At 46.7% G+C, this 25,209-nt stretch carries 15 protein-coding genes; 7 read left to right on the top strand and 8 right to left on the bottom strand.

The window, feature by feature from the left end; translation table 11 throughout:
- Positions 1-18: 18 nt before the first annotated feature.
- Entirely contained in the window at positions 19-2,094 is a 2,076-nt protein-coding gene (fvtA, locus tag PL85_RS09170) for a TonB-dependent siderophore vanchrobactin receptor FvtA (RefSeq protein WP_115339640.1), read from the bottom strand.
- Positions 2,095-2,258: 164 nt separating this feature from the next.
- Between fvtA and vabH the strand changes: the two genes are divergently transcribed.
- From vabH to PL85_RS09145, 5 genes are all read left to right on the top strand, one after another.
- Positions 2,259-3,599, top strand: a complete 1,341-nt coding sequence (gene vabH / locus PL85_RS09165; protein ID WP_115339641.1) for a vanchrobactin esterase VabH — start codon at positions 2,259-2,261, stop codon at positions 3,597-3,599.
- A 21-nt stretch (positions 3,600-3,620) separates the two neighbouring features.
- Positions 3,621-3,815, top strand: coding sequence for an MbtH family protein (locus tag PL85_RS09160; protein WP_013857274.1), 195 nt, complete (start codon positions 3,621-3,623; stop codon positions 3,813-3,815).
- A 105-nt stretch (positions 3,816-3,920) separates the two neighbouring features.
- Entirely contained in the window at positions 3,921-12,410 is an 8,490-nt protein-coding gene (gene vabF, locus PL85_RS09155) for a vanchrobactin non-ribosomal peptide synthetase VabF (protein WP_115339642.1), read from the top strand.
- 102 nt (positions 12,411-12,512) lie between these two features.
- Positions 12,513-13,826, top strand: coding sequence for a vanchrobactin export MFS transporter VabS (gene vabS / locus PL85_RS09150; protein ID WP_115339643.1), 1,314 nt, complete (start codon positions 12,513-12,515; stop codon positions 13,824-13,826).
- A 247-nt stretch (positions 13,827-14,073) separates the two neighbouring features.
- Positions 14,074-14,997, top strand: coding sequence for an isochorismatase family protein (locus tag PL85_RS09145; RefSeq protein WP_094124597.1), 924 nt, complete (start codon positions 14,074-14,076; stop codon positions 14,995-14,997).
- 111 nt (positions 14,998-15,108) lie between these two features.
- Here PL85_RS09145 and vabE read toward each other — a convergent pair whose 3' ends face one another.
- Together vabE and PL85_RS09135 are read right to left on the bottom strand one after the other, a co-directional pair.
- Positions 15,109-16,740, bottom strand: a complete 1,632-nt coding sequence (gene vabE, locus PL85_RS09140; RefSeq protein WP_115339645.1) for a 2,3-dihydroxybenzoate-AMP ligase VabE — start codon at positions 16,738-16,740, stop codon at positions 15,109-15,111.
- A 3-nt stretch (positions 16,741-16,743) separates the two neighbouring features.
- Positions 16,744-17,931, bottom strand: coding sequence for an isochorismate synthase (locus tag PL85_RS09135; protein WP_019281787.1), 1,188 nt, complete (start codon positions 17,929-17,931; stop codon positions 16,744-16,746).
- A gap of 176 nt (positions 17,932-18,107) precedes the next feature.
- Here PL85_RS09135 and PL85_RS09130 point away from each other — a divergent pair, with 176 nt between their 5' ends.
- Positions 18,108-18,884: a 2,3-dihydro-2,3-dihydroxybenzoate dehydrogenase gene (locus PL85_RS09130; RefSeq protein WP_115339646.1), complete on the top strand. Its 777-nt coding sequence runs from the start codon at positions 18,108-18,110 to the stop codon at positions 18,882-18,884.
- A 59-nt stretch (positions 18,885-18,943) separates the two neighbouring features.
- Here PL85_RS09130 and PL85_RS09125 read toward each other — a convergent pair whose 3' ends face one another.
- The 5 genes from PL85_RS09125 to PL85_RS09105 form a co-directional block, all read right to left on the bottom strand.
- Positions 18,944-20,020, bottom strand: a complete 1,077-nt coding sequence (locus PL85_RS09125; RefSeq protein ID WP_088728737.1) for a 3-deoxy-7-phosphoheptulonate synthase — start codon at positions 20,018-20,020, stop codon at positions 18,944-18,946.
- Positions 20,021-20,306: 286 nt separating this feature from the next.
- Positions 20,307-21,398 carry an alkene reductase gene (locus tag PL85_RS09120; RefSeq protein ID WP_064624846.1) on the bottom strand — a complete coding sequence of 364 codons (1,092 nt, stop codon included), beginning with the start codon at positions 21,396-21,398 and terminating at the stop codon, positions 20,307-20,309.
- 10 nt (positions 21,399-21,408) lie between these two features.
- On the bottom strand, positions 21,409-22,038 hold the full coding sequence (locus PL85_RS09115; protein WP_115339647.1) for a GrxB family glutaredoxin: 630 nt from the start codon (positions 22,036-22,038) through the stop codon (positions 21,409-21,411).
- A gap of 81 nt (positions 22,039-22,119) precedes the next feature.
- Positions 22,120-23,307 (bottom strand): MFS transporter, encoded by a 1,188-nt coding sequence (locus PL85_RS09110; protein ID WP_115339648.1) that lies wholly within the window; start codon positions 23,305-23,307, stop codon positions 22,120-22,122.
- An 81-nt stretch (positions 23,308-23,388) separates the two neighbouring features.
- Positions 23,389-24,057: an SDR family oxidoreductase gene (locus PL85_RS09105; RefSeq protein WP_019282887.1), complete on the bottom strand. Its 669-nt coding sequence runs from the start codon at positions 24,055-24,057 to the stop codon at positions 23,389-23,391.
- Positions 24,058-24,176: 119 nt separating this feature from the next.
- Here PL85_RS09105 and PL85_RS09100 point away from each other — a divergent pair, with 119 nt between their 5' ends.
- Entirely contained in the window at positions 24,177-25,109 is a 933-nt protein-coding gene (locus tag PL85_RS09100; protein ID WP_064624849.1) for a LysR family transcriptional regulator, read from the top strand.
- The last annotated feature ends 100 nt before the right edge of the window (positions 25,110-25,209 follow it).

Genomic DNA, 25,209 nt, shown 5'->3' with positions numbered 1-25,209 from the left:
GTGAGTCAGAGTTATTAACTAGAACTGGTAATCAGCGACTATGCCAAAGGTGCGTGGACCGCCGACTTCGTAGAGATCACTTTTCTGGCGAATCACGTACTCTTCATCAGTGACGTTTTTCACGTAAGCGCGAATCGTCAAATCGTTGAGAGTGTAACCTGCATTCAGATTGAACACGGTGTAATCGCCTGCCGTTTTACTCTCTGTGTTGGCTAAATCGGTATAGTAATCGGAAACGTGGTTAACACGAGCACCAAAAAATAGACCAGAATCTAAGTGTTGCGTAAAGCCCGCACCTGCAGACAGTTTAGGAGCGTAACTGAACTCATTGCCTGAGAGATTGGTAGAGGTACCTTTTGGTCCTTCGCTGATGTCCGTTTTAAGAAGACCGACAAACGCAAACAGGTCGAGCCCAGAATCAAACCAGTAAGAGGCTTCAACTTCCGTACCGTAAGTTTTCCCTTTCGGTATATTGGTGATATAGGTGTCGAAGCGTTTTCCGCTGTCACCAGAGACCGAAGTTTGATAATTTTTGTAGTCGTTGTAGAACAGGTTAGCGGTCAGATCCAGCTTGTCATCCAGGAAGCTTGAACGAGAACTTAGCTCGTAGCTCCAGACTTTTTCTTGTTCAAAAACAAAAACTTCTTCTTTGTACTCGTTATAGCCTAATCCACCAGCATTGTAGCCTTTACGGGCCGTAAGACCGAGAGTTGAGTGATCTGAGACATCAAGTAATAGACCAATCTTAGGCAATAGGATGCCGTCATCTTCATCGGCTTTAAAATCGAGTGGTAGGGTAGCGTGATCGAAATCTCGCTTCAGTTCATCTCTTTCATAACGTGCACCTAATAATAGCTGCCAGCGATTATCCAAACGAATTCTTGAATCAAAGTAGATTGAGTTGGTTAAAACTTCATCTTTACGTTTTAATGAGTCTGTTTCGGTGTATTGATCTTTGAAGAAGCTGGCTAGGCCTAGAATCGCATTGTACTTTTCATCAAGTGATTGATATGTAAGCTTTGCTTCTGCGGTGTAGTTATCTTCATCCACATCACCATACCAATTAGTATCAGGATAAGCTTTGAACTTGGTGGTGTAGTTACGATGGGCGACTAAAATATCCGTTGTCAGTTCATCATTAATCACATAATTGACGTCTAGGTTGATATTCCAGCTTTTGGTTTCTTGGCGACGCGTGCCACTTTTGCTATGCAGTTCAAGTGTGCCCGGCTTGGTAACGAAGTTGGTATATTGCCCCTCTTCATTACGGCTACCAACCGTTAGCTTGGCTGTTAGCTTGTCATTTCCTTGGGGTTTCCACAATAATTTACCACGGACATTATAGGATTCGAGCTCGGAAGGATCCCAAGGGTACTGATCGCCGTTAGGCAGAGAGTAATCGATAGGGGTATTGCCTTTGGTACCTTCGGCGGCAAGACGAAACGCTAAAGTATCTTCAACCAGAGGTGCCGACACGACCCCTGCGAGATGATATTTACTGTCTTCATTTTCATAACCAGCGCGAACTTTACCCTCACGGTGGAACGTTGGATCCTTAGTTTTGATCACAACCGCACCGGCAATACTATTGCGGCCTTGGTTGGTGGATTGTGGCCCTTTATAGACTTCCACTTGTTCTGTATCCCACAGTCCAGCTTTGCCAAACGCTTCTCCAGACCAAGATTCAGACACGCCGTCTACCGTTGTATTGACGCGCGGTGTTGCGCCTGTCATGAAGGTCAGAAAACCTTCGCCAGGGCCACGTCCATCGACCCCACGAATGTGTGGAATGCCCGAAGGTGCATTGAGTACGTTTGGTACGCGGTCGAGCAGATCGTAATAATCTCGGCTTTCACCATCATCCACTTCATCGGTGAATAGGGTGAGCGAACTGGTGTTTTCGGCCAGTGTTCCTCCCAATTTCTCACCCACCACAACCACAGTATCTTGCTTTTTCTGTGGCTCTTTTTTTTCGAGCTGTTCCGCGACAACATTTGCGCTAGTACTCACGCAGAGGATGCCAATCAGTGTGGCGAGTTGAGTCTTATTGATATTTCTGACTGCCTTACCGTTATTCATATCCATGGGCTTCATGACCTAAAAGTTCCTTAATAGAAAAAATGATGTTGCTGCAACCATTATCGAATCAACTGTTGCTGGTTGTAATGTTAATGATAATTGTTATTATTTGCAATATCATCAATGCAGTTTTATGCTACTTAGCTTCTATGTTTCAAAAATACTAGGCTTGATATGGGGTGGTTTTAGTGATGGCTGTTAATCAGGAGAGCTTACAAGAGAGGGCTGAGCTCAATGAGGTATTGGCCCGTTTTATTCAAGAGGGCGGCTCTATTGGTGACGAGCCTTGGTGGGCACATGTGCAATCGTTCGGCATGCCTTATGTGATTGAAATAAATGGTGAATATGCAAAGTTGCTTTTTTTATGGCGTGAGCCGAAGCAGAGTGTGGCCGCAAATAAAGCGATCTACGTTGATATTAATGGTGTCACCGATCATCACAGTTTTTCGATGGCGAAGTTTACTCATATCGATAATACCGATGTGTGGTTTTATATCGATAGCGTCAAACAGAGTTGGCGAGGAGGGTACTCTTTTATTCCTGTCCCAGAAGCGTTAGTGCAGCCGAGTTACCAAGGTTCATATGATGCAATGCGCCACCAACATCGGCAATGGCTACGTTCCATTTTTCCACTGAGTTGCGCTGATCCACTGGCTCAAAATGATTTGACAAAATGCGAGTGGGGGCGCGCGAAAACACCTTGTCATATGCCTAAAGCGCTTACGCAAACAGAGTGGCTCGGTTTCGATTCAGCGCAAGGTCAGTGCTTCAAAAGTGCTGATTCGACCTTTACTTGGCGCAGCACTTTGCTCGGTACATCGCGCGAGATTTGGCTTTATTCGACCGCGCAAAGACCCACTACTGAGCCGTTACCTTTGGTATTGATGCTCGATGGCCGTTTTTGGTCTCAATCGATGCCGGTTTATGAGGCTCTTTCACAGGCGACCCACAGTGGAAAGCTTCCAGCGGCGCTCTATGTGTTGATTGATGAAATTAGCGCTCAACAACGCAGTGATGATCTCAGTTGTAATCCGCTGTTTTGGCAATCCGTGATGGAGGAGTTACTCCCCTCGATTAACGAGCGCGTCAGAGTAACCCGCGATGCAGACCAAACGGTGATCGTAGGCCAGAGTTTAGGAGGCTTAGCGGCAATGTACGCAGCATTACACTGGCCGCAGCGATTCGGTTCTGTGGTTTGTCAATCGGGTTCATTTTGGTGGCCCGATTTCTCGATCGTTAAACCCCCCAGTGAATATTGTCCACCGAAAAGCGACTCGCGATTAAGCAAAATGAGCCAAGAGGTACATCAAGGTTTAGGTGCCAATTCACGTCTTGCGCTTTTCCTCGAAGTGGGCAGTGGCGAAGACATCATGATCGATTTAAGTCGAGATCTATACCAACAGTTGGCTTCACAACAGCATCGGATTCAATTTCGTCTGTTTGACGGCGGTCATGATCGACTCTGTTGGCGCGGCGGGATCATCGATGGCTTGTCATATGTTTTAGAACCTTATCTTTAATTTTCAGCGGTAGAGAGAAATATGTCAGAAAAATACACCAACCCTTTTGATGAATCTAAGCATCAATTTTTAGTGCTGATCAATTCGCATAATCAATACAGTTTATGGCCAGAATTCAAAGCCATTCCCGCTGGTTGGCAAGCCATCCTTGGACCGAGGTCAAAACAAGAGTGTTGCAACTACATCGAAGCTCAGTGGTTAGATATTCGAGCTTAAACCAAACGAGTTTTGACTCCTGCAATAGCGGCGCTGTTCATTCATGCTTGTTAAGCGGGGTAACAAAAAGGGACATAGGCAATGACTTTTGTTAGGAATAAAGAGATGCACAACTCATCAGTGCAAGAGGATCAGTGGCCTCTTATCGGCACACAGCAAGGTATTTGGTTTGCCGAGCAGATGATGCCCAATCCAGAGCAATTTAATGTTGCCCACTACGTGGTGATTCAAGGTCAAATCGATATTGAGTTATTTTCAAACGCGGTAGCCATCGGCTTGCAAGGCGTTGATTCCCTTCACTGCCATTATCTAGAGAGCGATGGCAGCGTGAGGCAGCAGTTTTATCCAGCGGATGAAGAAGGGCAGTGGCTTGAAATCCTCGACTTTTCACAAGCCGCCTTACCAGAAGAGTCGGCTCGGGAGTGGATGAAGCACGATCTTGCGCAGCGGTTGGACATTTCATCAAGAAAGAGACGTTTCCGACACTGTTTAATTGATGTTGGTTCAAGCAATGCACCGCAATGGTTTTGGTATCAACGTTACCATCATATTGATGTGGATGGGTTCAGTGTGAATGCCATCAGTCAATACATCTGCCAACTTTATAACCATTGGCGGATTGGCGCTGCGAAACCTCAAGAGTTCAGCGCTTTTAGTAATGTAATTCAAGAATATCAGCAATTTTTAGACTCAGCAGCGCGCCAGCAGGCGTACGACTTTTGGCAAACGCAAGCGGATCATTTACCCAATGTTATTTCGCTCACCACAGGTAGCGCAGCCAATACATCATCGAGCACGATCACTCACACCGTGCCATTAATCGGTGGAGAGTGGTTAACTTGCTATAGTCCACAGTTGTTACCCGCCGAGCTTGCGATGGCGATGGTATTTGCTTATCTCCATTTACATTCTGGGCAAGAGCAAGTGTGTGTTGGTGTCCCCTTTATGCGCCGAATGGGCAATGCCGCCACTTGTGCCGCTGGTGCGGTAGTGAATGTACTGCCGGTGGCGCTGTCACTTCATCCACAAATGAGCATTATTGATGTGGCGCGAGAGATGAATAAAACCATCCGCCAAGTTCGTCGCCATCAAATGTATGGCGCTGAGCAGATCCAACGTGATTTGGGATTAGTAGGCCAGCCGCTCTATGGCCCGATACTCAACTTTAAACCCTTTGAAGCTACATTGAGTTTATCTGGCGTAGAGACTGAGACACATATCCTCTCGGCAGGTCCGATTGATGAGATTGAATTTTCGCCAGTGCTCGATGGTCAGACACTGAGTGTTAATATCACGGCCAACAGCACCAAATATAGCCAAGAGTCATTAGAACTTCATGCCGCTCGTTTCGTTGCGATGGTAGAGCAGATTGCCAACCATCCAACACAGCCACTTGATTTGGTAGAGTTAATCCCGCCGAGCGAGAAGCAGCAGATTGCTTTGTGGTCGGTGGGGCCACAACATGAACATGAAACAGAGCAAACCGTGCTGGATGTGTGGCAGCAGACAGTTGAGAGCAAGCCAAACGAAGATGCCTTGGTGTTTAAACAGCAGCGTTGGACATTTGATGCCTTCAATCACCTCATTGAAACTCGAGCGGATCAACTGATTACCGCGGGCTTGCGCCAAGGTGATATTGCAGGTGTCGCGTTACGACGTGGGCCTGAAAGCGTCGTGACTATGCTAGCGATTTTGCGAGCGGGTGCGATTTACCTGCCTATCGATCTTGATTATCCCATAGAACGTATTGAATCGATTGTTGAACAAGCACGTCCTTGGTGCTTAGTTGTGGAGGAGGATGAGCAAAACATGGCTTATTCATCGATAAGCTACGTCCCTAGGTTTATTGCTCTTCCTGAATTGGCTCGCATTCACACTGCGCCACAACCCAAACCGACGATCAGTCACAGCGACGTGGCTTATATCATCTTTACTTCAGGTTCGACTGGTCACCCGAAAGGGGTCATGAACACACATGGAGCGCTGTTGAATTTACTGCGCTCTCATCAAGGTTCGATTTTTTCTGCGGCTATCAGAAAACTGGCGACACGTCGTCAGTTACCAGAACAAGCTATTACTGTTCGTGCAGCGCATACGACGTCATTCTCCTTCGATGCTTCTTGGGAGCAAGTACTCTGGATGTTGTCTGGCCATACTATGTATTTGTATGACGATGAACAACGGAAAGACGCCTACGAACTGGTTCAGTGTGTTGCTGAAGATAATATCGATGCTCTTGATTTACCGCCTTTACTGTTTGATCAAATGCTCGATAGTGGATTAATGACGAGTGCTCACGTGCCGACGTTAGTTTTGATTGGTAGTGAAGCCATACCACAAAAGCTTTGGTCACGTGTGAGTGAGTTTCCCGAACTGCTGGTGGAAAACTTTTATGGACCAACAGAATTTACGGTTGATGCGATCAGCGCTTCGCTTGATGCAGATGCATCGCCTGTCATTGGTCGACCGATTGCCGGAGCTTGTGTTTACGTGCTTGATGAAAATTTAGAGCCTGTCGCTATTGGTGAGGTGGGTGAGCTTTATTTATCGGGTGCGGGGTTAGCAAAGGGCTACCTCAACCAGCCAAGTATGACAGCAGAACGTTTTGTGGCGAACCCCTTTGCGTATGGCAAGATAATGTACCGCACTGGTGATTTGGTGAAGTGGCGAGACAATGGGCTACTTGATTTTGTTGGCCGGTGTGATCACCAAATCAAAATTCGCGGTTTTCGTATTGAATTGGGCGATGTAGAAAGCGCTATTAATGCGATTGATGGTGTTAATACGACGGTAGTCGTGGCAGAGCCTGTTGGCGATACTCATCGTTTATTGGCTTACTGTACTTTGGAAAAAGGGGCTCAGGGTGAGTCAGTTCAACCCACGTTCACAGAGCAAAGACTGCAAAGTCTTATCGCACAGGCGCTGCCTGACTATATGCAGCCAACCAATGTGATGATCTTGGATGCTTTCTCTTTGAATGTGAATGGGAAAATCGATAGAAAAGCGCTCCCTAAGTACTCGGCAGGCATGCGTAGCGAACGCGTGGCCCCAATAACCCAACCAGAGCAGTTGTTATGTGATGCGATCACCGAGCTACTCGGTGTCAGTGACGTAGGAATGTCAGATGACTTCTTTAACCTAGGCGGGGACAGTATTTCGGCAATGAGTCTTGGGACGCGATTGCGAACGGCGGGCTATGATCTACGACCCAAAGCTATTTTTGCAGCCCGTCAACTGGGTATGATGGCGGGCCAAATGGTGCCACTACAGCAACAACAGCGCGAGAAACAAGAAGGCATTATTCGGCCTCTACCTATGTGGCAATGGTTTGAGGAGACATTTTCTAATACAACCAGTTATGTGCAAAGTGTGCTTGTTGAGGTGGAAAGCGAAACCCAATTAGCGCACTTGCAAGCCAGTTTAGTGCAACTGGTCGCCAACCATTCCGTATGTCGCTTGGTCCAAAAAGAACAGCAATACCATATTGAGGCGCTGCAAAATCTTGATGTAAAAAACTGGGTTGAATCGGTTTCGGTTGAGAGGCTAGATGGCCCCGTATTGGACAGTCTGTTTAGCCAGCGCAGTCAGTCGATGTCAATATCATCGGGTCAGCTATTACGCTTGGTGATGATAACGGAGCGCAGTGGGCGTAAAAATCTCATGATCCTTGCTCACCATTTCCTTATCGATGGTGTCTCTTGGCGAATATTGCTTCCGCAGTTGCAGGCATTAACTCAAGCACAAGTCACAGGTGAAGTGGCGGTGATTTCTGAGGAGGTTACTGGTATCCATTGTTGGTCAAAAGCGCTGTATCAACATTTAGCGGTCGCTGCTGCGCAAATGCCATTTTGGCGAGCGCAGGCACAGCGTGCTGTTGCTCCCATCAAGGATCCTGTCGATAAAATACGCATGACGCATTGGCGTACGCCACTCTCTCATGCCGTTACGCAGCCGTTATTGGAATTACCCACACACCAGACGAATCTAGATATTGAAGAGATGCTATTAGCCGCGATCACGGGGGTGATCGCAAGACTTTATGGGTGTGACGAGATTAAAGTGAACGTCGAATCTCATGGCCGTGAAGAGTGTAAAGAGGGGATCGATCTCAACCAAACCCTAGGGTGGTTTACCACCGAATATCCGTTGATCATTAGCGTGCCAAAGCAGGGTGATTACCGCGAGCGATTACGTGAAGTGAAGCAAAGTAAGCGCAGTGTGAAAGATAAAGGGCTAGGTTATATGGTGCTGCGCTATCTTGATAATCCGTATCGAGATGAGTTACGCACGTTGGCGAATACACGCCAACCGTCATTGCTGTTTAATTACCTTGGCCGTTTCCAAAGCAGCGATGGTCAGTGGTCACCACAGCAATATAGTGGGCAGTTTGCCGATACATTTGCCGTCACCTTAAACAGTGAACGGGCATTGCAGCATCCCTTAGAGCTAAATATTTTCGTCGAAGAATCGGCAACGCCGCGATTGGTGCTCAACTGGTCTTGGAATGCTCATCTGTTCAGCCAACAGGAAATGGTGTCGCTGAGCCAACAGATTGAAAGTGAGCTGCTCAAAATACAGCAAGCGCTACAAGTTAGCGATAGTGCTGAGTTTGACCTCTCTGTACCTGCTGACTATACCGAGCCGGGAATCACACTGCGACAAGCGAGCCTATTGCAACACCACTATGGCAAGTTAGCGGATGTACTGCCAGCATTGCCTTTGCAAGAAGGATTGCTGTTCCAATCTCAATTAGGAGATAAAAATAGCAGTTATAACTCCACCACGCGTCTTACTTTCCAAGGTCAACTGTCTGAACATCGCGTGAGCGAAGCGCTTAATGCGGTGATTAGGCGTCATCCGCAGTTGCTCGCTCGATTTGATAGTTCGATATTGGGGCGCACTGTACAGGTGATGACGCAGGTTAACCCAAGCTGGCCACTGACACGTTATGACATAACAAATATGAGTGGTGATGAGCAAAGCGCGTTGATTGATCAGTTAGAGAAGCAAGAGCTAAGCCGCCAGTTTGGCCTTAACGATCCTACCCACAGCCTGTTGCAGGCCCAGTTGATTTTTCATGGTGATCAGCAAAGCACACTGCTCCTTTCAGCACATCATCTGGTGGTCGATGGCTGGTCAACGCCGATTTTATTGAATGATTTTCTTAGTGCATACGCCCAAGGGGTCTCGAACTTACCTCCGGTAACCGTCGGTTATGCTCACGTTGTGAGCCAGCTAACGCAGCGCGATAAAACTGTTGCGACCGAGCTTTGGCGCAAAGTATTAGCTGATGTTCAGCCGTGTATGGCTTTTGATGATATTCCACTTAGCGAGGAAGTTAACGAGCATCAGTTATGGCTATCAAAGCATAAAACGGATCAGTTAAATCAGTGTTTACGACATCATGGCTTAACCATGAGCACCTTAATGCAAGGCCTTTGGGCGAGTATCCTCGCCAGCATGACGGGCCGCGAAGAGGTGGTTTTTGGTACGCCAATCTCTGGTCGGTTCAGCCGTATTGCTGGTATTGATGAACAGATAGGGTTATTCAGTAATACCGTGCCTGTCCGTGTGACACTGCAACCTCACCTTAGTTTGAGTGAACAATTAAAAGCGCACCAAGCGATCCAAATCCAATTACTGGAGCACGACGAACTTGGCTTGGGTGAGATCCAGCAACTGGTGGGTGGAAAAACACTCTTTGATACCTTGCTGGTGGTCGAAAACTATCCAGATCATAGCCGTTGGTACCAGCAAGATTTTAGCGGCGCGAAATTAATGGCTATCCACAATCGTGGCTATACCCATTATCCATTAACTATTCTCGTCTTACCGGGAGAGCAACTGCATATCCTGTTTGAATATCGAGACCGAGTCGGCGTAGCAAAACAGATCGTACAACGATTTGAGCAAATGCTGGATGAGTTTATGGTTTCGAGTGATAAGCCTTTCGCTGAATGGGATCTGCGGTTAAGTGGCGAAATTGAATTGCAGCAACGCGTCAACCAGACCAAAACCGCCGTTGAACGCATGACACTGCGTGATTTGATGATCACGCAGCAACAACGTTCTCCACATCAGTTGGCTTTAATTGATAGTGAGCACCGTTTTACCTATCAAGCACTGGCTGAGCAGGTGGCCGCCATTGCCGATTTGCTGCTTCAGCAAGGTGTTAAGGCCGGGGATATTGTTGCTGTTGCCTTGCCACGCAGCGCAACCTTGAGCTTGGCGATCTACAGTATTATCGAATGTGGTGCGGCTTATTTACCGTTGGATGTTGGCTATCCGGATGAGCGCTTGGCCTACATGATCAATGATGCTAAGCCTGCACTGATCATCACTTGCTCTTCATTCACCTCACGTTTTGAAGGTTTAGCGGCGCTATTGTTGTTGGATAAGTTACCAGCCCCCGTGCGCGCAGAAGAGCGGCAGAACCGCGCAGATGGGCTTACCCCCTCAAATGCGGCCTACTTGCTTTACACTTCGGGTTCAACGGGTAACCCCAAAGGGGTGTTGGTTTCTCATCAAGCGATTGTCAACCGATTGAAGTGGATGCAGCACCAATATCCCTTGAGCTCTGATGATGTGGTATTGCAAAAAACGCCGTGCAGTTTTGATGTCTCCGTGTGGGAGTTTTTCTGGCCCTTACTGGAAGGGGCGAGCTTAGTGATGGCTCCGGCTGAAGCGCATAAAGACCCTGAATGGTTATTGCAAATAATTGACGATTATCACGTGACCACGATGCACTTTGTACCTTCAATGCTGGCAGCTTTCATGGCCTCAATTGAAGCAACTCACCCAACGGGTTTCACCGTAGCACCAAGCCTCAAGCAAGTATTTTGCTCAGGTGAAGCGCTTGCGAAAGAGCTCTGCCATCAGTACGCACGTAGAATTAATGCACCGCTGCATAACTTGTACGGCCCGACGGAAGCGGCGGTTGACGTGACTTACTATCCAGCTTACGGCGAGGCATTAAACGCAAGCGTTGGCCGTAGTGCACCGATTGGTTTACCGGTATGGAACACCCAAGTTTATGTGCTCGATAGCTTTTTAAGAGCGGTGCCAATCGGTGTGCCGGGCGAGCTCTATCTTGCTGGCGAGCAATTAGCCATCGGTTACTTTAATCGCAGTGCGTTAACGGCGGATCGGTTTATCGCCAATCCATTTACTTGTGGCGAGCGAATGTACCGCACTGGTGATGTCGTACGTTGGTTAGCGTGTGGCTCGATTGAGTATTTAGGACGCAGTGATGATCAGATAAAAATTCGCGGGCAGCGTGTGGAACTGGGTGAAATTGAAAGCGCATTACAGGCACTTCCTGCGGTAAAACAAGCGGTGGTCTGTGCTCAGACGCTCTCTACTCATTCAGGTATGTTAGGCGCTGATGAACGGCAAATTATCGGTTACGTCATCGCGCATGATATGAGCGTAACGAATGGCGAGAAGCTACGCGCTGAACTTTCCGAACATTTACCAGCCCATATGGTTCCGGCGGCTATCGTGTTACTGGATCACTACCCGCTGAGCGCCAACGGTAAGCTAGATAAAAAAGCATTACCGCGGCCAAATGACGTCGCAGCACGGGTAGGGCGCAAGGCTCATCCGGGCCTTGAAACACAATTGGTGACGCTATTTGCTCAAGTATTGGCTGTCGAAACACTGTTTGCTGATGATGACTTCTTTACGCTCGGCGGGCATTCACTGCTGGCGATGAAATTAGCGGCAGATATTCGAAGAGCGCTAAACCTACCTGTCACAGTTGGTCAAATCATGGTCAATCCTACGGTGGAGAAACTGGCGAGTTTGTTGCTGGATGAAGATGCTTTTAACGACCCCACCTTAGCTGGTTTTGGCGAAGTGCTGCCTATCCGTGCCGGAAGTGGCCCAGCACTTTTTTGCGTCAACTCTGCTTCTGGCTTTGCTTGGCAATACACAGGGCTACCTAAATATCTGACAGGACATTATCCCATTTATGGTTTGCAATCACCTCGGCCCGGCGGAGCGATGGCGACCAGTGAAACGATGGAAGAAGTGTGTGATCGTTTATTACCCGTCTTAAGAGAGATACAGCCATTTGGACCTTACCATCTATTAGGCTATTCATTTGGCGGGATTGTGGCACAAAAATTGGCCGCGAAGCTTCAACAGCAGGGTGAAGAGGTGCACTTTTTAGGGTTATTGGATACCTATCCACCGGAGGGTCAGAGCTGGGATGGCCCGATGGATGAAGAAGAGCAGTACGAAATTGAGCGTGAAAAAGAGCAGTTTCTGGCCATCAATGAGCTAACCGATATTGAATTAGATGAGCAACGTTTGGCGATGTTCAATGAGATTACCGCTAACTATGAAGATGCGGTACGTCTACTTGCACAGGCACAAACGTCTGATTATCAAGGTCCGGCCCACCTTTTCGTGGCGCAACGTACGGTGCCAGATGGTTATGATATTGATGCTCATTGGCAATCTTTTGTCGGCCAGTTGATTAAACATCAGTTTGATTGTTCACATGAAGATATTTTGGCCCCAGAAAATGTACGCCAGATTGGCGAATGTTTAAATACGCTGCTGGAGTCGAAGGCTGCACTGAAAAAATAACAAAAACCACCATCGACGAAACCAATGCGTATCAAGGCTGGTTTCGTCTTAATCTTCGCGATGTTTTGAAAGCATTACATTCTGGTTTGAATAGATAATAGTATGAATATAAAGAATATATTTTTAGATTTTAGCCTACTGAAAAACAACCCACATTTCCGAATGGTCTTTATGGCCCGCATGATGTCAGTGCTTGCTCTTGGCATGATGACGGTCGCAGTGCCGATACAGATACATCAAATGACCGGTTCGACCTTGCAGGTAGGTCTTATCATGGCATTGGATGGTATCGGGATGTTTGTTGGCCTGCTGCTAGGAGGCGTATTGGCCGATAAGTACGATCGCCGTCGATTGATTTTGTTCGCACGCGCGACCTGTGGTATTGGGTTTGCTGCATTAGCATTCAATAGCATAGTCGCGCAATCCTCCTTAGCGGCTCTCTATATCCTCTCGGTGTGGGATGGTTTTTTTGGCGCTATGGGTATGACGGCCTTGATGGCTGCTTTACCGACCATTGTTGGGCGACAAAAATTACCTGAAGCTGCCGCATTGAGCATGTTAACGGTTCGATTAGGTATGGTTCTCTCACCAGCGATTGGCGGCTTACTGATCACTGTCGGTGATGTCAGTTGGAACTATATTGCGGCTTCTGTTGGAACGCTTTGTACGCTGATCCCACTGTTTAGATTACCTTCGATGAAACCGCAACATCATTCGCCAGAGAATCCATTTCAATCACTGTATGAAGGTGTTCAATTTCTATTTTCAAACAAAGTGGTTGGCTGTGTGGTGCTGTTTGGCACACTCGAAACATTAGCAACTGCGATTAGAGTGATGTTCCCTGCGTTAGCTTTAGTCTCATTTCAGGGCACCGCCGCTAACGCAGGTGTGATGTATTCGGCCATTCCGTTGGGGGCGATGTGTGGCGCACTGACTTCAGGTTGGGTAAAACAGTCGCAAAAGCCAGGAATGGTCTTAATCTACGCGACGTTAGGTTCATTTTTAGCGATTGTGGCTATGGGGCTTGTGAATAATTTTTGGTGGTTTGCTCTCATCTTAGTTGGCTATGGTTATTTGGGTTCGATCGCTTCTTTGATTCAATATTCGATCGTACAAGGACACACTCCAGATCATCTGTTAGGCCGCGTAAGTAGCTTATGGACGGCGCAAGATGTATCGGGAGACTCGATTGGAGCACTCGGTTTAGGGGCGTTGGGTAAAGTGCTAGCACCAACGATGTCGATCCTCACTTTTGGTTTGGGTGCAACGGGAATTGGTGCGTTGATGGTGATGGCATTTCGCTCATTACGCCAAGCGACTCTGTTTGATCCAGCGCTTATCGTTAGCACAAGCTCAGAACCTAACGTCTCCTCAGATGAGGTCACTTCCCAACCTGCGGCGCAAACGATGAATTAGCTATTCGTTTTGTGGTGGGCTCTTGTTGTGTTGCCGTGAGTCGAGAGCGACATGTTGCACATATAATTGAGAATTAATCTCATTAACAATTGATTTTTATGCGTAGACTGCTTTAGTATTAATGAAATGATAATTGTTACTATTTAGGTGGCGGTTGTCGACGAATACGAGCCTCTTATTTCTGAAGTCGTTATTGGCTTTAAGGCATCACGAACGAGAAAAGCTTCTTTTAACAAGGATTATATTTATGGCGATTCCCAAAATAGCCAGCTACTCCATTCCGTTGGCTGAAACATTTCCGAAAAATAAAGTTCACTGGCATGTCCAAGCGGATAGAGCGGTACTGCTCATTCACGATATGCAAAAGTACTTTATCAACTTTTTTGATCATTCTCAGGCACCCGTTCCTGAGTTATTAGCGAATATTTCAGAGCTGAAATCACTGGCTCGTCAGGCCAATATCCCCGTGGTGTACACAGCTCAACCCCCTAACCAAGACCCAGTAGAGAGAGCGCTACTGACTGATTTTTGGGGAACAGGGCTGACAAAAGATACTGAGATTGTGTCTGAGCTTTCACCTGAAGACGGGGATATCCAATACACCAAATGGCGTTATAGCGCGTTTAAGAAAACGCCGCTGTTGGAGTGGATGAAAGAGACACAGCGTGACCAGTTGATCATTGTGGGTGTCTATGCACATATAGGTATCTTATCAACGGCGTTAGATGCCTTTATGTTGGATATACAGCCTTTTGTGGTCGGTGATGCTGTGGCTGACTTCTCTTTGGAAGATCATCATCATACGTTGAAATACATCACAGAGCGTGTTGGCTGCGTGACTTCGCTTGAGGCATTAAAACCACAAATGATCCACAGTCAAGAAACCAGATTATTGAGCCTTGAACAGATGCGTCAGCAAGTGGCTGAGCTATTGGATCTCGATTTAGATGAAGTGGATGTAGATGAGAAGCTCACTTTTCTTGGCTTAGATTCTATCCGCGCGGTTACCTTATTTGAATCATGGCGCAAGATGGGCATAGAGTGCGCCTTTTCAGAGATGATTAAATATTCAACTTTAAGAGAGTGGTGGCATGTGATGGAGCCTAGTGTTGTTGCTCAGTCGTCACATCAAGTAACGGACACGCGTTCTACTGAAGAGCAACCAGTTTGAGTATACCGGACCACTAGAATAGGGAAAGAGAACGCATCGCCCAGCAAAAGCCGATATCGACGATATCGGCTTTTTTATCTTTAAGTTATTTGAGCGCCTGTATTGCCATGATTAGTGAGAGTATTGCGTTCTTAACCATTTTTTGTCGACTTTTCCCACAGGGGTTTTGGGTAATTCATCGACGAAATGGATGTGATCAGGGATCTTAAATTCTGCTAATCCTTGAGCGTGTAAAAATCGTTTGAGAGTAATGGGTTTGAGCGTTTTACCGTTATCTGGCACGACAATGGCGCAACTGCGTTCACCAAGAAACTCATCAGCAATAGCAACCAAAGCCACATCATGAACATCCTGATGTTGAAGTAGCAGGTTTTCAACCTCTTCGGCTGCGATTTTTTCACCACCACGATTGATCTGATCTTTCTCTCGTCCCGTGACGATAATATTGCCTTCAGCCGTCCTACGCACTCTGTCACCTGTGATATAGAAGCCTTGGTCGGTGAATGAGCGTTGGTTATGTTCTGGAGCTCGGTAATAACCTCGAATCGTATAAGGGCCTCTGGTCATGAGCAAGCCTTCCTCACCCACCGCAGCGGGCTCACCCTCATCGTTGATTATCATCACTTCATCATCAGCTGAGATTGGACGTCCTTGAGTAGTAACAATCACGCTGAGTGGGTCATCAAGTCGTGTGTAATTAACCAACCCTTCAGCCATTCCAAACACTTGCTGTAATTGACAGTGAAGAGTCGTCGGTAAGCGCATTGCTGCGGCTTCACTAAACTTCGCTCCGCCGACTTGTACCAGAGTGAGGCTCGCGATGTTTTCTGTAGCGGACTCGGCGTATTTCATCCACAGTAGCGCTAACGGCGGCACTAGTGCTGCGACAGTAATGTGGTGCTTCTCAATTAAACGGAAAGCGGTGTGCGGTGTGGTATCGGAAGCGAGCACGACACAACCGCCGGCATAAAAGACGCCCAGTGCACCGGGCGAGCTGAGTGGAAAGTTATGCGCAACGGGAAGAACACACAAATACCTCGTTTGTGGGCCAAACTGACAAATTTGAATGCTACCAAGTACGCTATAAGCGTAGTCATTGTGCGTACGAGGGATCAATTTGGGAGTACCGGTCGTTCCGCCGGAAAGCTGAAAAAAAGCCACTTGATCAGCAAAGACCGAATCAGTAATAGGATCGTCTTCTCTGCAGTGGTAAAGCGTATCTAATTCCTGAATTTGCTCGTGTGAGGATTGACCGCAAACAATGGTATGCAAGAGAGAAGGGCAACTACTTCGTAGTTTCTGCGCGGTTTGCTGCGCGTCAAAGCCCACGATATCGTCTGAAAAAATATAGGCTTTGGCGTGAGTATGTTGGCAAAAATAGCTCAGCTCTAGATAGCGGTGCGCTGGCAGAGCTAGAACCGGTTTAATGCCCCGCATGGTCAAGGCAAAAAAGCAGAGATAGAATTCAGCACGATTGGCCATTTGTAGTACGACATTATCACCCCGCTGCAAACCTAGGGAGCTCAAGCCAGCCGCAAGGCTTATCATTTTCTGATATAAATTTTGATAGCTGTACTGGCCGAACTCATCAATCAGTGCGATGGCGTCAGGGCTTTTTTTGACGGAATCACTGAAATAATCAAATAAGGTTCTTTGTTGCCAGTAGCCTTGTTCACGATAGCGCTGGCTGAATTGCTCAGGCCAAGGGGTAAAATCGGTCGGGTTAAGATTATTCATGACCACTCCTTAGGCGGTAAGTAATTCATCAATTTCAATACCAGCGGCTTTCAAAATGGTGCTCATTTTTGCCCCTGTTTCATCGAGTTCACTCTGCGGTGAGGATTCATTCACAATGCCAGCTCCAGCGAACACACTCATCTCGTTTTGGCTCACTTCCGCGCAGCGTATCGTGACAACCCACTCGCCATTCCCCCGAGCGTCGCACCAACCGATCATGCCAGTGAAGTAGCCGCGGTCGAAGGTTTCGATCTGCTTAATCGCTTGGTAAGCCGATAATCTTGGATAACCACACACTGCGGGTGTGGGGTGTAACTCTGCTGCAATGCGTAGCGAGTTAATCATCGGATCATCGGCTTGTCCTTCAAGCACTGTTGATAAATGCAGCATCGTTTCGGTTTCAATCACTGATGGGACCATAGGGGTAAATAAGTTATGGCAGTAGCGGCTGAGTACTTTCTCGACTTCCTCGACGACGAAGGCATGTTCATTCAGATCTTTTTGCGTATCAAGTAATGAAGCGGAGCGCTGTTGGTTTTGCACCGCATTGTTTGATTTAGGCCGCGAGCCCGCTAGGGGGTTAGAAACGATAAACCCGCCTTTCTTCGCCAACAACAACTCGGGACTGGCTCCCATTAACTTGGCGTTAGGGCCAATTTCAGTAGAAAAAGTGTAGCCATTGCGATTGATGGACAACAGATTACGCAATAAACGAGTTTGATCGATGTGTTGCGGAGTCGAGAGTTTCACTAAACGTGATAGCACCACTTTTGATAGTTCGGTGGTATTAAACAGCTCAAGTAAGGTTGTGACTCCTTGTTTGTAGTCGTTGCCTGTTGGCGGTGAAACAATGGTCGCTTTGTGGCTCTGCTGCTCCTCTTTTTCACTGGCCCGCGGGCTACCAGAAACATAGAGCTTTTCTGGAATAAAGAAACGCGTCGCCGTCTCTTCATTAAAAGGAATCGTCGCAAATAAAATAGGATTATCGTACTCATCTGTTTTTGCTGCTTCTAGCATCTTGGTTGCTTGATCCGCCAGCTCACAGAATGGGATCGCCTGATTGAACTGATGAGCAATTCCCACGCCAAGCATGGTGTTGTGAGGCGAAGCAAAAAAGAAGGGAGATTCTTTTAAGTGCTCATCCAATAGCTGATTAGCCATTTTTGAAAACCCAATAACTTCACGTTTCATCACCAAAACTCCATTAATAACGTGTTACGCCTAATTGCTTATTATTTTACAAACCACTAAAGTACGCAGATTATATATGATAATAATTATCAATAACAAATGATAATTAATGTTATTAACTGAGGGTGAGATTCGGTTATGGCTATGGTTTAGTGTGGATTTAACGGAGTAAAGTTAGGAAAATGATGAAATTAGACGAAACGGTTTTATTGACTGGAGCCGGACAGGGGATTGGTTATGCGGTATTGGAATCTTTACTGGCGAGCGGTTATCGAGTTGTAGCGACGGATAGAAATCACCACCAATTAACTCAGCAATTAGCGAGTTTGAACGAGCGCTATACCGAGCAGCTTCATTGCTATGAGCTTGATTTACAGCATCATGACGACGTAAAAAAAAGGGTACAAGAACTGAATGAGCGCTATCAGTTTGCTCATTTCATCAGCTGCGCGGGCACATTGCACCTTGGTTCAATAACCGAATTATCGATGTCAGAGATCAAAGCGATGTTTGATGTCAATACGTTTGGCACCTTAGCCGCTTTGCAAGGGGTTACGATAGGAATGAAAGTGCGCCAGCGTGGCAATGTTATTGTGATTGGCTCTAATTCAGCGAATACGCCTCGGCTCAATATTGGAGCATATGCGGCATCTAAATCGGCTTTGCATATGTTGGTCAAGTGCGCAGCTCTTGAGCTTGCAAACGATGGAATTCGATGCAATATCGTTAGCCCAGGCTCAACACGCACCGAAATGCAAACGCAGTTATGGAACAGCGAATATGGTGAAAGAGAAGTGATAAAAGGTAATCTTGAACAGTACCGTTTGGGGATACCCCTTGGCAAAATGGCGGAGCCCGAAGACATTGCTGGGGTTGTTATGTTTTTGATGTCCAATGCAGCAAGTCAAATCACCATGCATGATTTGAGAGTGGATGGCGGCGCTACGCTCGATAATTAGGTGAAGGCCGCTGACGGTAGGCAAGGTGAAGCAAACGGGAGCTTCACCTTAGTGGTCGTTTACACTGGAGCGGGCTGACAATATTGCTGCTGTTGAAGTGTTGCGACCGCATCATCGAGCGTATTTAAAAAGCACATTGTATCCTCCCAACTTAAGCACTCATCAGTGATCGATTGACCGTAGCAGAGCGGGCCTTTATCCAAAGCTTGGCTACCGCCTTGCAAAAAGCTTTCGCACATTACTCCCGCAATGTGGCGCTCTCCAGACAGCAGTTGCTGGGCTATGTTGTTTATTACATCCAATTGATTCTTAGCGATTTTTCCACTATTGCCGTGGCTGCAGTCAACCACTAGCCTACTACTGAGTTGGCTATGGTGTAATTGATAAGCCGCACTTTTAACACTGTGACTTGCATAGTTTGGCGTGACACCACCACGTAAAATAATATGGCAATATGGATTACCTTGAGTTTGCACCGCAACCGGTTGTCCATTCTCACCCGCCATAATCAGCAGATGTGAATCGTTAGCGGCATGAATCGCATCGATTGCAATTGTCGTATTGCCGTCAGTACCATTTTTAAAACCAATAGGGCAGTGCAATGCCGACGCGAGTTGGCGATGCGGTTGTGATTCTGTGGTTCTTGCGCCAACCGCACCCCAACAAATAAGGTCCGCGATATACGGAGCGATATGCGTATCTAAAAACTCAGTCGCTGTTGGTACACCCAGCGCTAAGACTGACTTGAGTAATTCACGGCTAGAGCTGAGCCCTTTGAGTAAGTTAAATTGACCGTTGAGATCAGGGTCAACCATGTATCCTTTCCAGCCAGTCCGCGTTCTCGGTTTTTCAAAATAGGTTCGCATCACCAATTTAAGAGTGCTGCTGAACTGTTTTTGTGCCTTTGCGAGTCGTTGTGCATAGTCAATTGCAGCCTCAGGGTCGTGGATTGAACATGGCCCAATAATCACCAACATCCTTGAGTCACGACCCGCCAAGATATTTTGAATGTCTTGGCGGTGTTGGTGAACGGCCATTGATCGTTGATTATCGGTTTCTGATGATTGGTCTAGAAGGTAGAGATTGGGTAAAGGAGTGATTGATGAAGCGTTCATCACATTATGTAGAGATTTCATGGGCACTATCCGCATAAATATTACGACGTAATGATAATTATTATCATTAATTGTTTTCGATAGTGTGAAACATTTGTACAATTGTCAATATGTAAACAGATTTAAATCAAAATGGAGGAACGCGTTTAAAATGAAGTAGTAGCAATGATCAATCACTATTACGTTTGTGATGATTGTGCTTTTTATGCCCATTTGGCTAGTATTCTTGTATATACATATTTTTATCAAAGAGCTTTCACTATGGACATATCTCAGGTTACTTATTTTTGTCTAGGTCGTTGTGTTTTTAAGGGAGTGTTGGGTAGTCGATGTATCCATGCTCATTACCACCAAATAATGTCGAACCATCCAGCTCAGCCAGAGGTTGTTGGTGCTTTAAGCGTGCTACCAAATCTGGGTTAGAAACAAACGGGCGTCCAAACGCCACTAAATCCGCATAACCTTTTTCGAGTACATCATCGGCACGATCTTGGGTGTAACTGCCTGCGACGATAATCGTGTTTGTGAAGTATTTGCGTAGTTCGATTCGGAAACTTTCTGGAATCACGGGCGCGTCGTCCCAATCCGCTTCAGACAGGTGCAAGTACGCAATATCACGAGCTTGAAGTTGTTTCGATGCTTCGATGATGGTTGGCACAATGTCTGGGCAGTTCATGTCCTTAAAAGTGATGAAAGGCGCGAGTCTAACTCCCACTTTGTTGGCACCAATGGCTTCGCTCACCGCATCGACCACTTCTAATAAAAAGCGAAGTCGGTTTTCGCGAGTACCGCCATAGTTATCGGTTCTGTGGTTTGAATTTGTACGTAGGAACTGATCAATCAGGTAACCATTACCTCCGTGGATTTCGACGCCATCGAAGCCAGCTTCAATCGCACGTTTAGCTGCATGGGCAAAATCACTCACAACACGGTCAATATCGGCTTGAGTCATAGCTCGTGGCTCTACACAATCGACCATGTTGCCATTGCCTTGTTCGTCGGCAATCCACACTTGGGTTTCTACCGGTTTGAGTGCCGATGGAGCAATAGGCTGTTCACCTTTTTGGAATGTCGGGTGCGAGACACGACCAACATGCCATAACTGGCAAAACATGGCTGCGCCTTGTTCTTTTGCTGCTTGAGTGACTGCTTTCCAGCCTGCCACTTGCTCGTCGGTGTAGACGCCTGGCGTGAAAGAGTAACCTTGTGAGTCATCAGAAATCTGGGTGGCTTCTGAAATAATTAAGCCTGCAGTCGCACGTTGCTTGTAGTAAGTCGCCATCATCTGGTTTGGAATATTACCCGGCTGGCTGGTGCGTGCTCGAGTCATTGGTGCCATGACTACACGGTTTTGTAAATCCAGTTGTTTTAGCTGTGTTGGTTCAAAAAGTTTGCTCATGATCGGTTCCTTACTTAAGTAGTGGTACTTGGGTTTTGTTACTCACAGATTCCATCCAATTTTTCACAGTGTTGTCCCATTGGATTTCTGCGGCACTGAAAAAGCCACGTAAAATAGAAAATAAGATGGCTTCGTCTACCAAAGTCACATGTTGGTAGGAGTCGAGATTCAACACGGTTTTCGCACGTTCGATGAGCGCTTCTACCTCTTTGGCAATGTTTGGTGTGTCTTGCAGAAGGGCATCGAAATTGAGTGCGTCAGTTTCCTTCTTAGCGCGCCAAGCTTGTTGTGCAGACTGAGTGGCAAACTCTGGCAAATCCATATTTGACCAACGTGGGTAACCCACTTTTTGCAGTGGAAGAAACGCGATTTGTTGCCAGTCCAATACTTGCTGAGAGGGTTGACTTGTCTCTGTCGATCTTGCCAGCTCAAGGAAGATAACGATGATGTCTAGGCTTTCTGCTAGCACTTCATCGTTATCTTTGATAAGAAGCGGTACTTGCTTGGTTCCAATCAGGTCGGTGGTGGTTTTGTCGTCATCATACGCAATGTTGATGACGTCGAGTGGGATATTTAGCATGCCAGCAACATAGCGGACGCGAGCACTAAATGGGCAATGTTCGTAAATGTAGAGTTTCATAGCGTTTTTCTCGTGGTTCGTATTAAATAGCCCCGATTTAACTCAGTAGGCGTTAGATAAGGGCTACCGATAGGGATGAAGTTAGTTGTTGAAACTTGGTGCTAACTCAGCTTGTTTGCTTTCTTTGCGGTTTGCTTTGGCGATGAAGAGTAAACCAATCAGTGGAACAAGGATGGCTGCGTAAGGGATCATACCTGCGCCCATTTGGCTATCGAGCACCATGCCACCTAAGAAACCACCAAAGGCATTGGCTAAATTGAATGCTGAGATGTTTGCCGTCGCCGCTAACTCTTGACCTTCACCGCCATGGTTCATTACACGAAGCTGCATCGCTGGTACGTTAGCGAACGAAGCAATACCAAATACAAAGGCGGTAGCGATGAACAGTACTTTGCTGTCTACGGTTAGGCCGACCAGTACGAGTGAAACAATCATCGCGATAGCCCAAAACATGGACGCTTTTTGTAGGTTTTTATCTGATGAACGACCACCTATGGTGTTGCCAACAATTAGACCGATGCCAACGATAACTAAAATCCAAGTCACGGCACTTTCACCAAAGCCAGTGATGTGCATGGCAATAGGGGCGATGTAGCCATACAAAGTCATGAACCCCGACCAAGCAAATACGGTGATCGCTAGGCCGATAAGTAGCATTGGGTTTTTGAACGCGGCCAATTGCGCTTTGACGTCTTTTGCTTCGCTGTGTCCGGTCGATTTGATCACTGACGTGATGAAGAACAGAGCCACTAAGCCAAAAGCGGCAACGGTCAAGAAAGTGGTGTGCCAGCCGAATTGCAAGCCAATCCAAGTACCGCTAGGCACACCTAAAACGTTAGCCAGTGTTAAGCCCGCGAACATCTGTCCGACCGCGCGACCTGCCATTTTTTCTGAAACCAAACTGGTCGCTACCACGGCACCGATGCCGTAGAAAGGACCTTGAACCAAACCAGTGATCACTCGACTCACCATCAGCACAAAGTAGTTTGGTGCGAAAGCAGACAATATGTTGCCGAGGATAAACAACACCATTAGCCCAGCCAGTACGGCTTTCTTATTAAAGCGTGCTAAGTAAATTGTGAGTAGAGGACCGCCAAATACAATGGCAAGCGCGTAGGCACTGATTAAGTAACCCGCTTGTCCTTCAGTGATGGAGAATGAGTTGGCGACTTGAGGAAGAATTCCTGCAATAACAAATTCCGCGGTACCGATAGCAAAAGCTGCAAGCGTTAAGATCCATACCTGCAGCGGCATTTTTTCTTTATTCATGGGGGAGTCTCTTTTTTTATTTCGTTTGAACCCATTGGTGCCATGCTTTTTATTGCGTTGGTACCTTGTTTCTATTTGGTGTTAGCCAAGCAGTGCGCCACCATCGACATCGATCACGGCGCCGGTCATATAACTGTTTTCAATCAGAAGTCGATAAGCTTTCGCAACGTCACTGGCTTCACCAACTTTGCCTATTGGCAAGCTATTTTGTGTGCGTTTGTACATGGCATTTCTGTCGTCTTCGCTCATGCCTTGATACGCCTCTGTTTTGGTTAAACCGGGGCTGACCGCATTCACTCGGATAGGAGCCAATTCTTTCGCCAGTACTTTCGTGGTTGCTTCAATGGCTGCGTTAATAGCGGTTTTTACGTAGGTGTTAGCAACAACTTTGCGCGATAACATGCCGGAAGTTAGCGTGATTGAGCCGCCTTTCTTGATGTAGCGTGCTCCATGTTTAGCAGCGTTGATGGCGCCCCAAAATTTGGTATCAAAAGCGTCTTTTGCTTGTGAGACTTCAACATCCACCACTTTGCCTGCTGGAGCATAAGAACCTGCCGTGACGATAAGATGGTCAAAAGCACCAATGGTTTCGAAGTAGTGGTAAACCGATTGTTCATCACTAATGTCTAAACCTGTCTTACGGCTTGCTACGTGAACAACCGCATTTTCGCTTGCAAGTTGTTGGCTAAGTGCAGCACCAATACCTGATGTGCCACCGAGTAAGACATAAACGGTTTTTTCTGTTTTCATGATTTTTCTCCAATCTCGTTTTGATGGGGTCAGTATATTGATTGGCAGAAAATTGATAATTGGGTAATAGTTGAATTGATTATTCAATTAAGTCGAATAATGAAATTTAAGGAGAGAGCGTGGACAAGTTTTCAGATATGACGCTGTTTGTCAGCATTATAAAGAACCAAGGGCTGGCGGCGGCTGGTAGAGAGCTCGGTTTATCGCCAGCAACAGTGACAGCAAGATTGCAGTCGTTGGAAGACCGTTATGGGGTGAAATTGCTTAATCGTAGTACAAGGCATATTTCACTGACGGACTCTGGCGCGATGTATCATCAAGCGTGTCTGGAAATCATCGACAGCGTTAAAGAGACGGAAAACTTGCTCCAAACTGGCACCAAAGAAGTGCGCGGAACACTCAAAATCTCTGCTCCTCGTGATATTGGCAAGCAATACATTTCGCCAATACTGTCGGAATTTAGTCAGCTCTATCCCGATGTGATCCCTTATCTGTATTTGAACGATAACTTATCCAACTTGGCTGAGTCCGGCTTGGATATCGTTATCCGATACGGAGAGCTGGCCGACAGTAATCTTATCTCGCGCAAACTGGCGTCTAGTCGCCGAGTGCTTTGCGCTTCTCCTCAGTACTTGGCAAAGAAAGGCACGCCGATCACGCCACAAGATTTAGCACAGCACGATTGTTTAGCCATGGTTCGCAGCAATGAAGAACTGAAAACATGGCACTTTCAAGATGAAGAGCAGCACAACGTTGTCACTGTGGTACCAAAACGTTTTTCTGATGATGGAGAAGTAATTCGTCAATGGGCGTTGGATGGGGCTGGTATTGCGTTGAAATCGATTCTAGATGTACAAAAAGATATCAAACAACAGCGTTTAGTGACAGTGCTTAATGGTTACATGAAGAACTTCAATGCATCGACCTCTTCAGCAGGTGCTGATTTGAATGTAATTTACCTAAGTAGAAAGTATCAACCGAGGCGAGTTCGTTTGTTTCTCGAGTTCTTGATTGAGCGCCTGTGTACCGTATTCGAAGATCAAATTCTGTAGGGGCTATACTCTAAAATGTTCGATTCAATCTAGATTTAGATACAAAAAAAGACGTCCTAGGACGTCTTTCTTCTGGAATTTGGCTCCCCCTGCAAGACTT

Origin of the sequence: Vibrio anguillarum, assembly GCF_001989995.2 — a bacterium.
In the GTDB taxonomy this organism is placed as follows: domain Bacteria; phylum Pseudomonadota; class Gammaproteobacteria; order Enterobacterales; family Vibrionaceae; genus Vibrio; species Vibrio anguillarum.
This window is presented reverse-complemented; position numbering and strand designations above follow the sequence as displayed.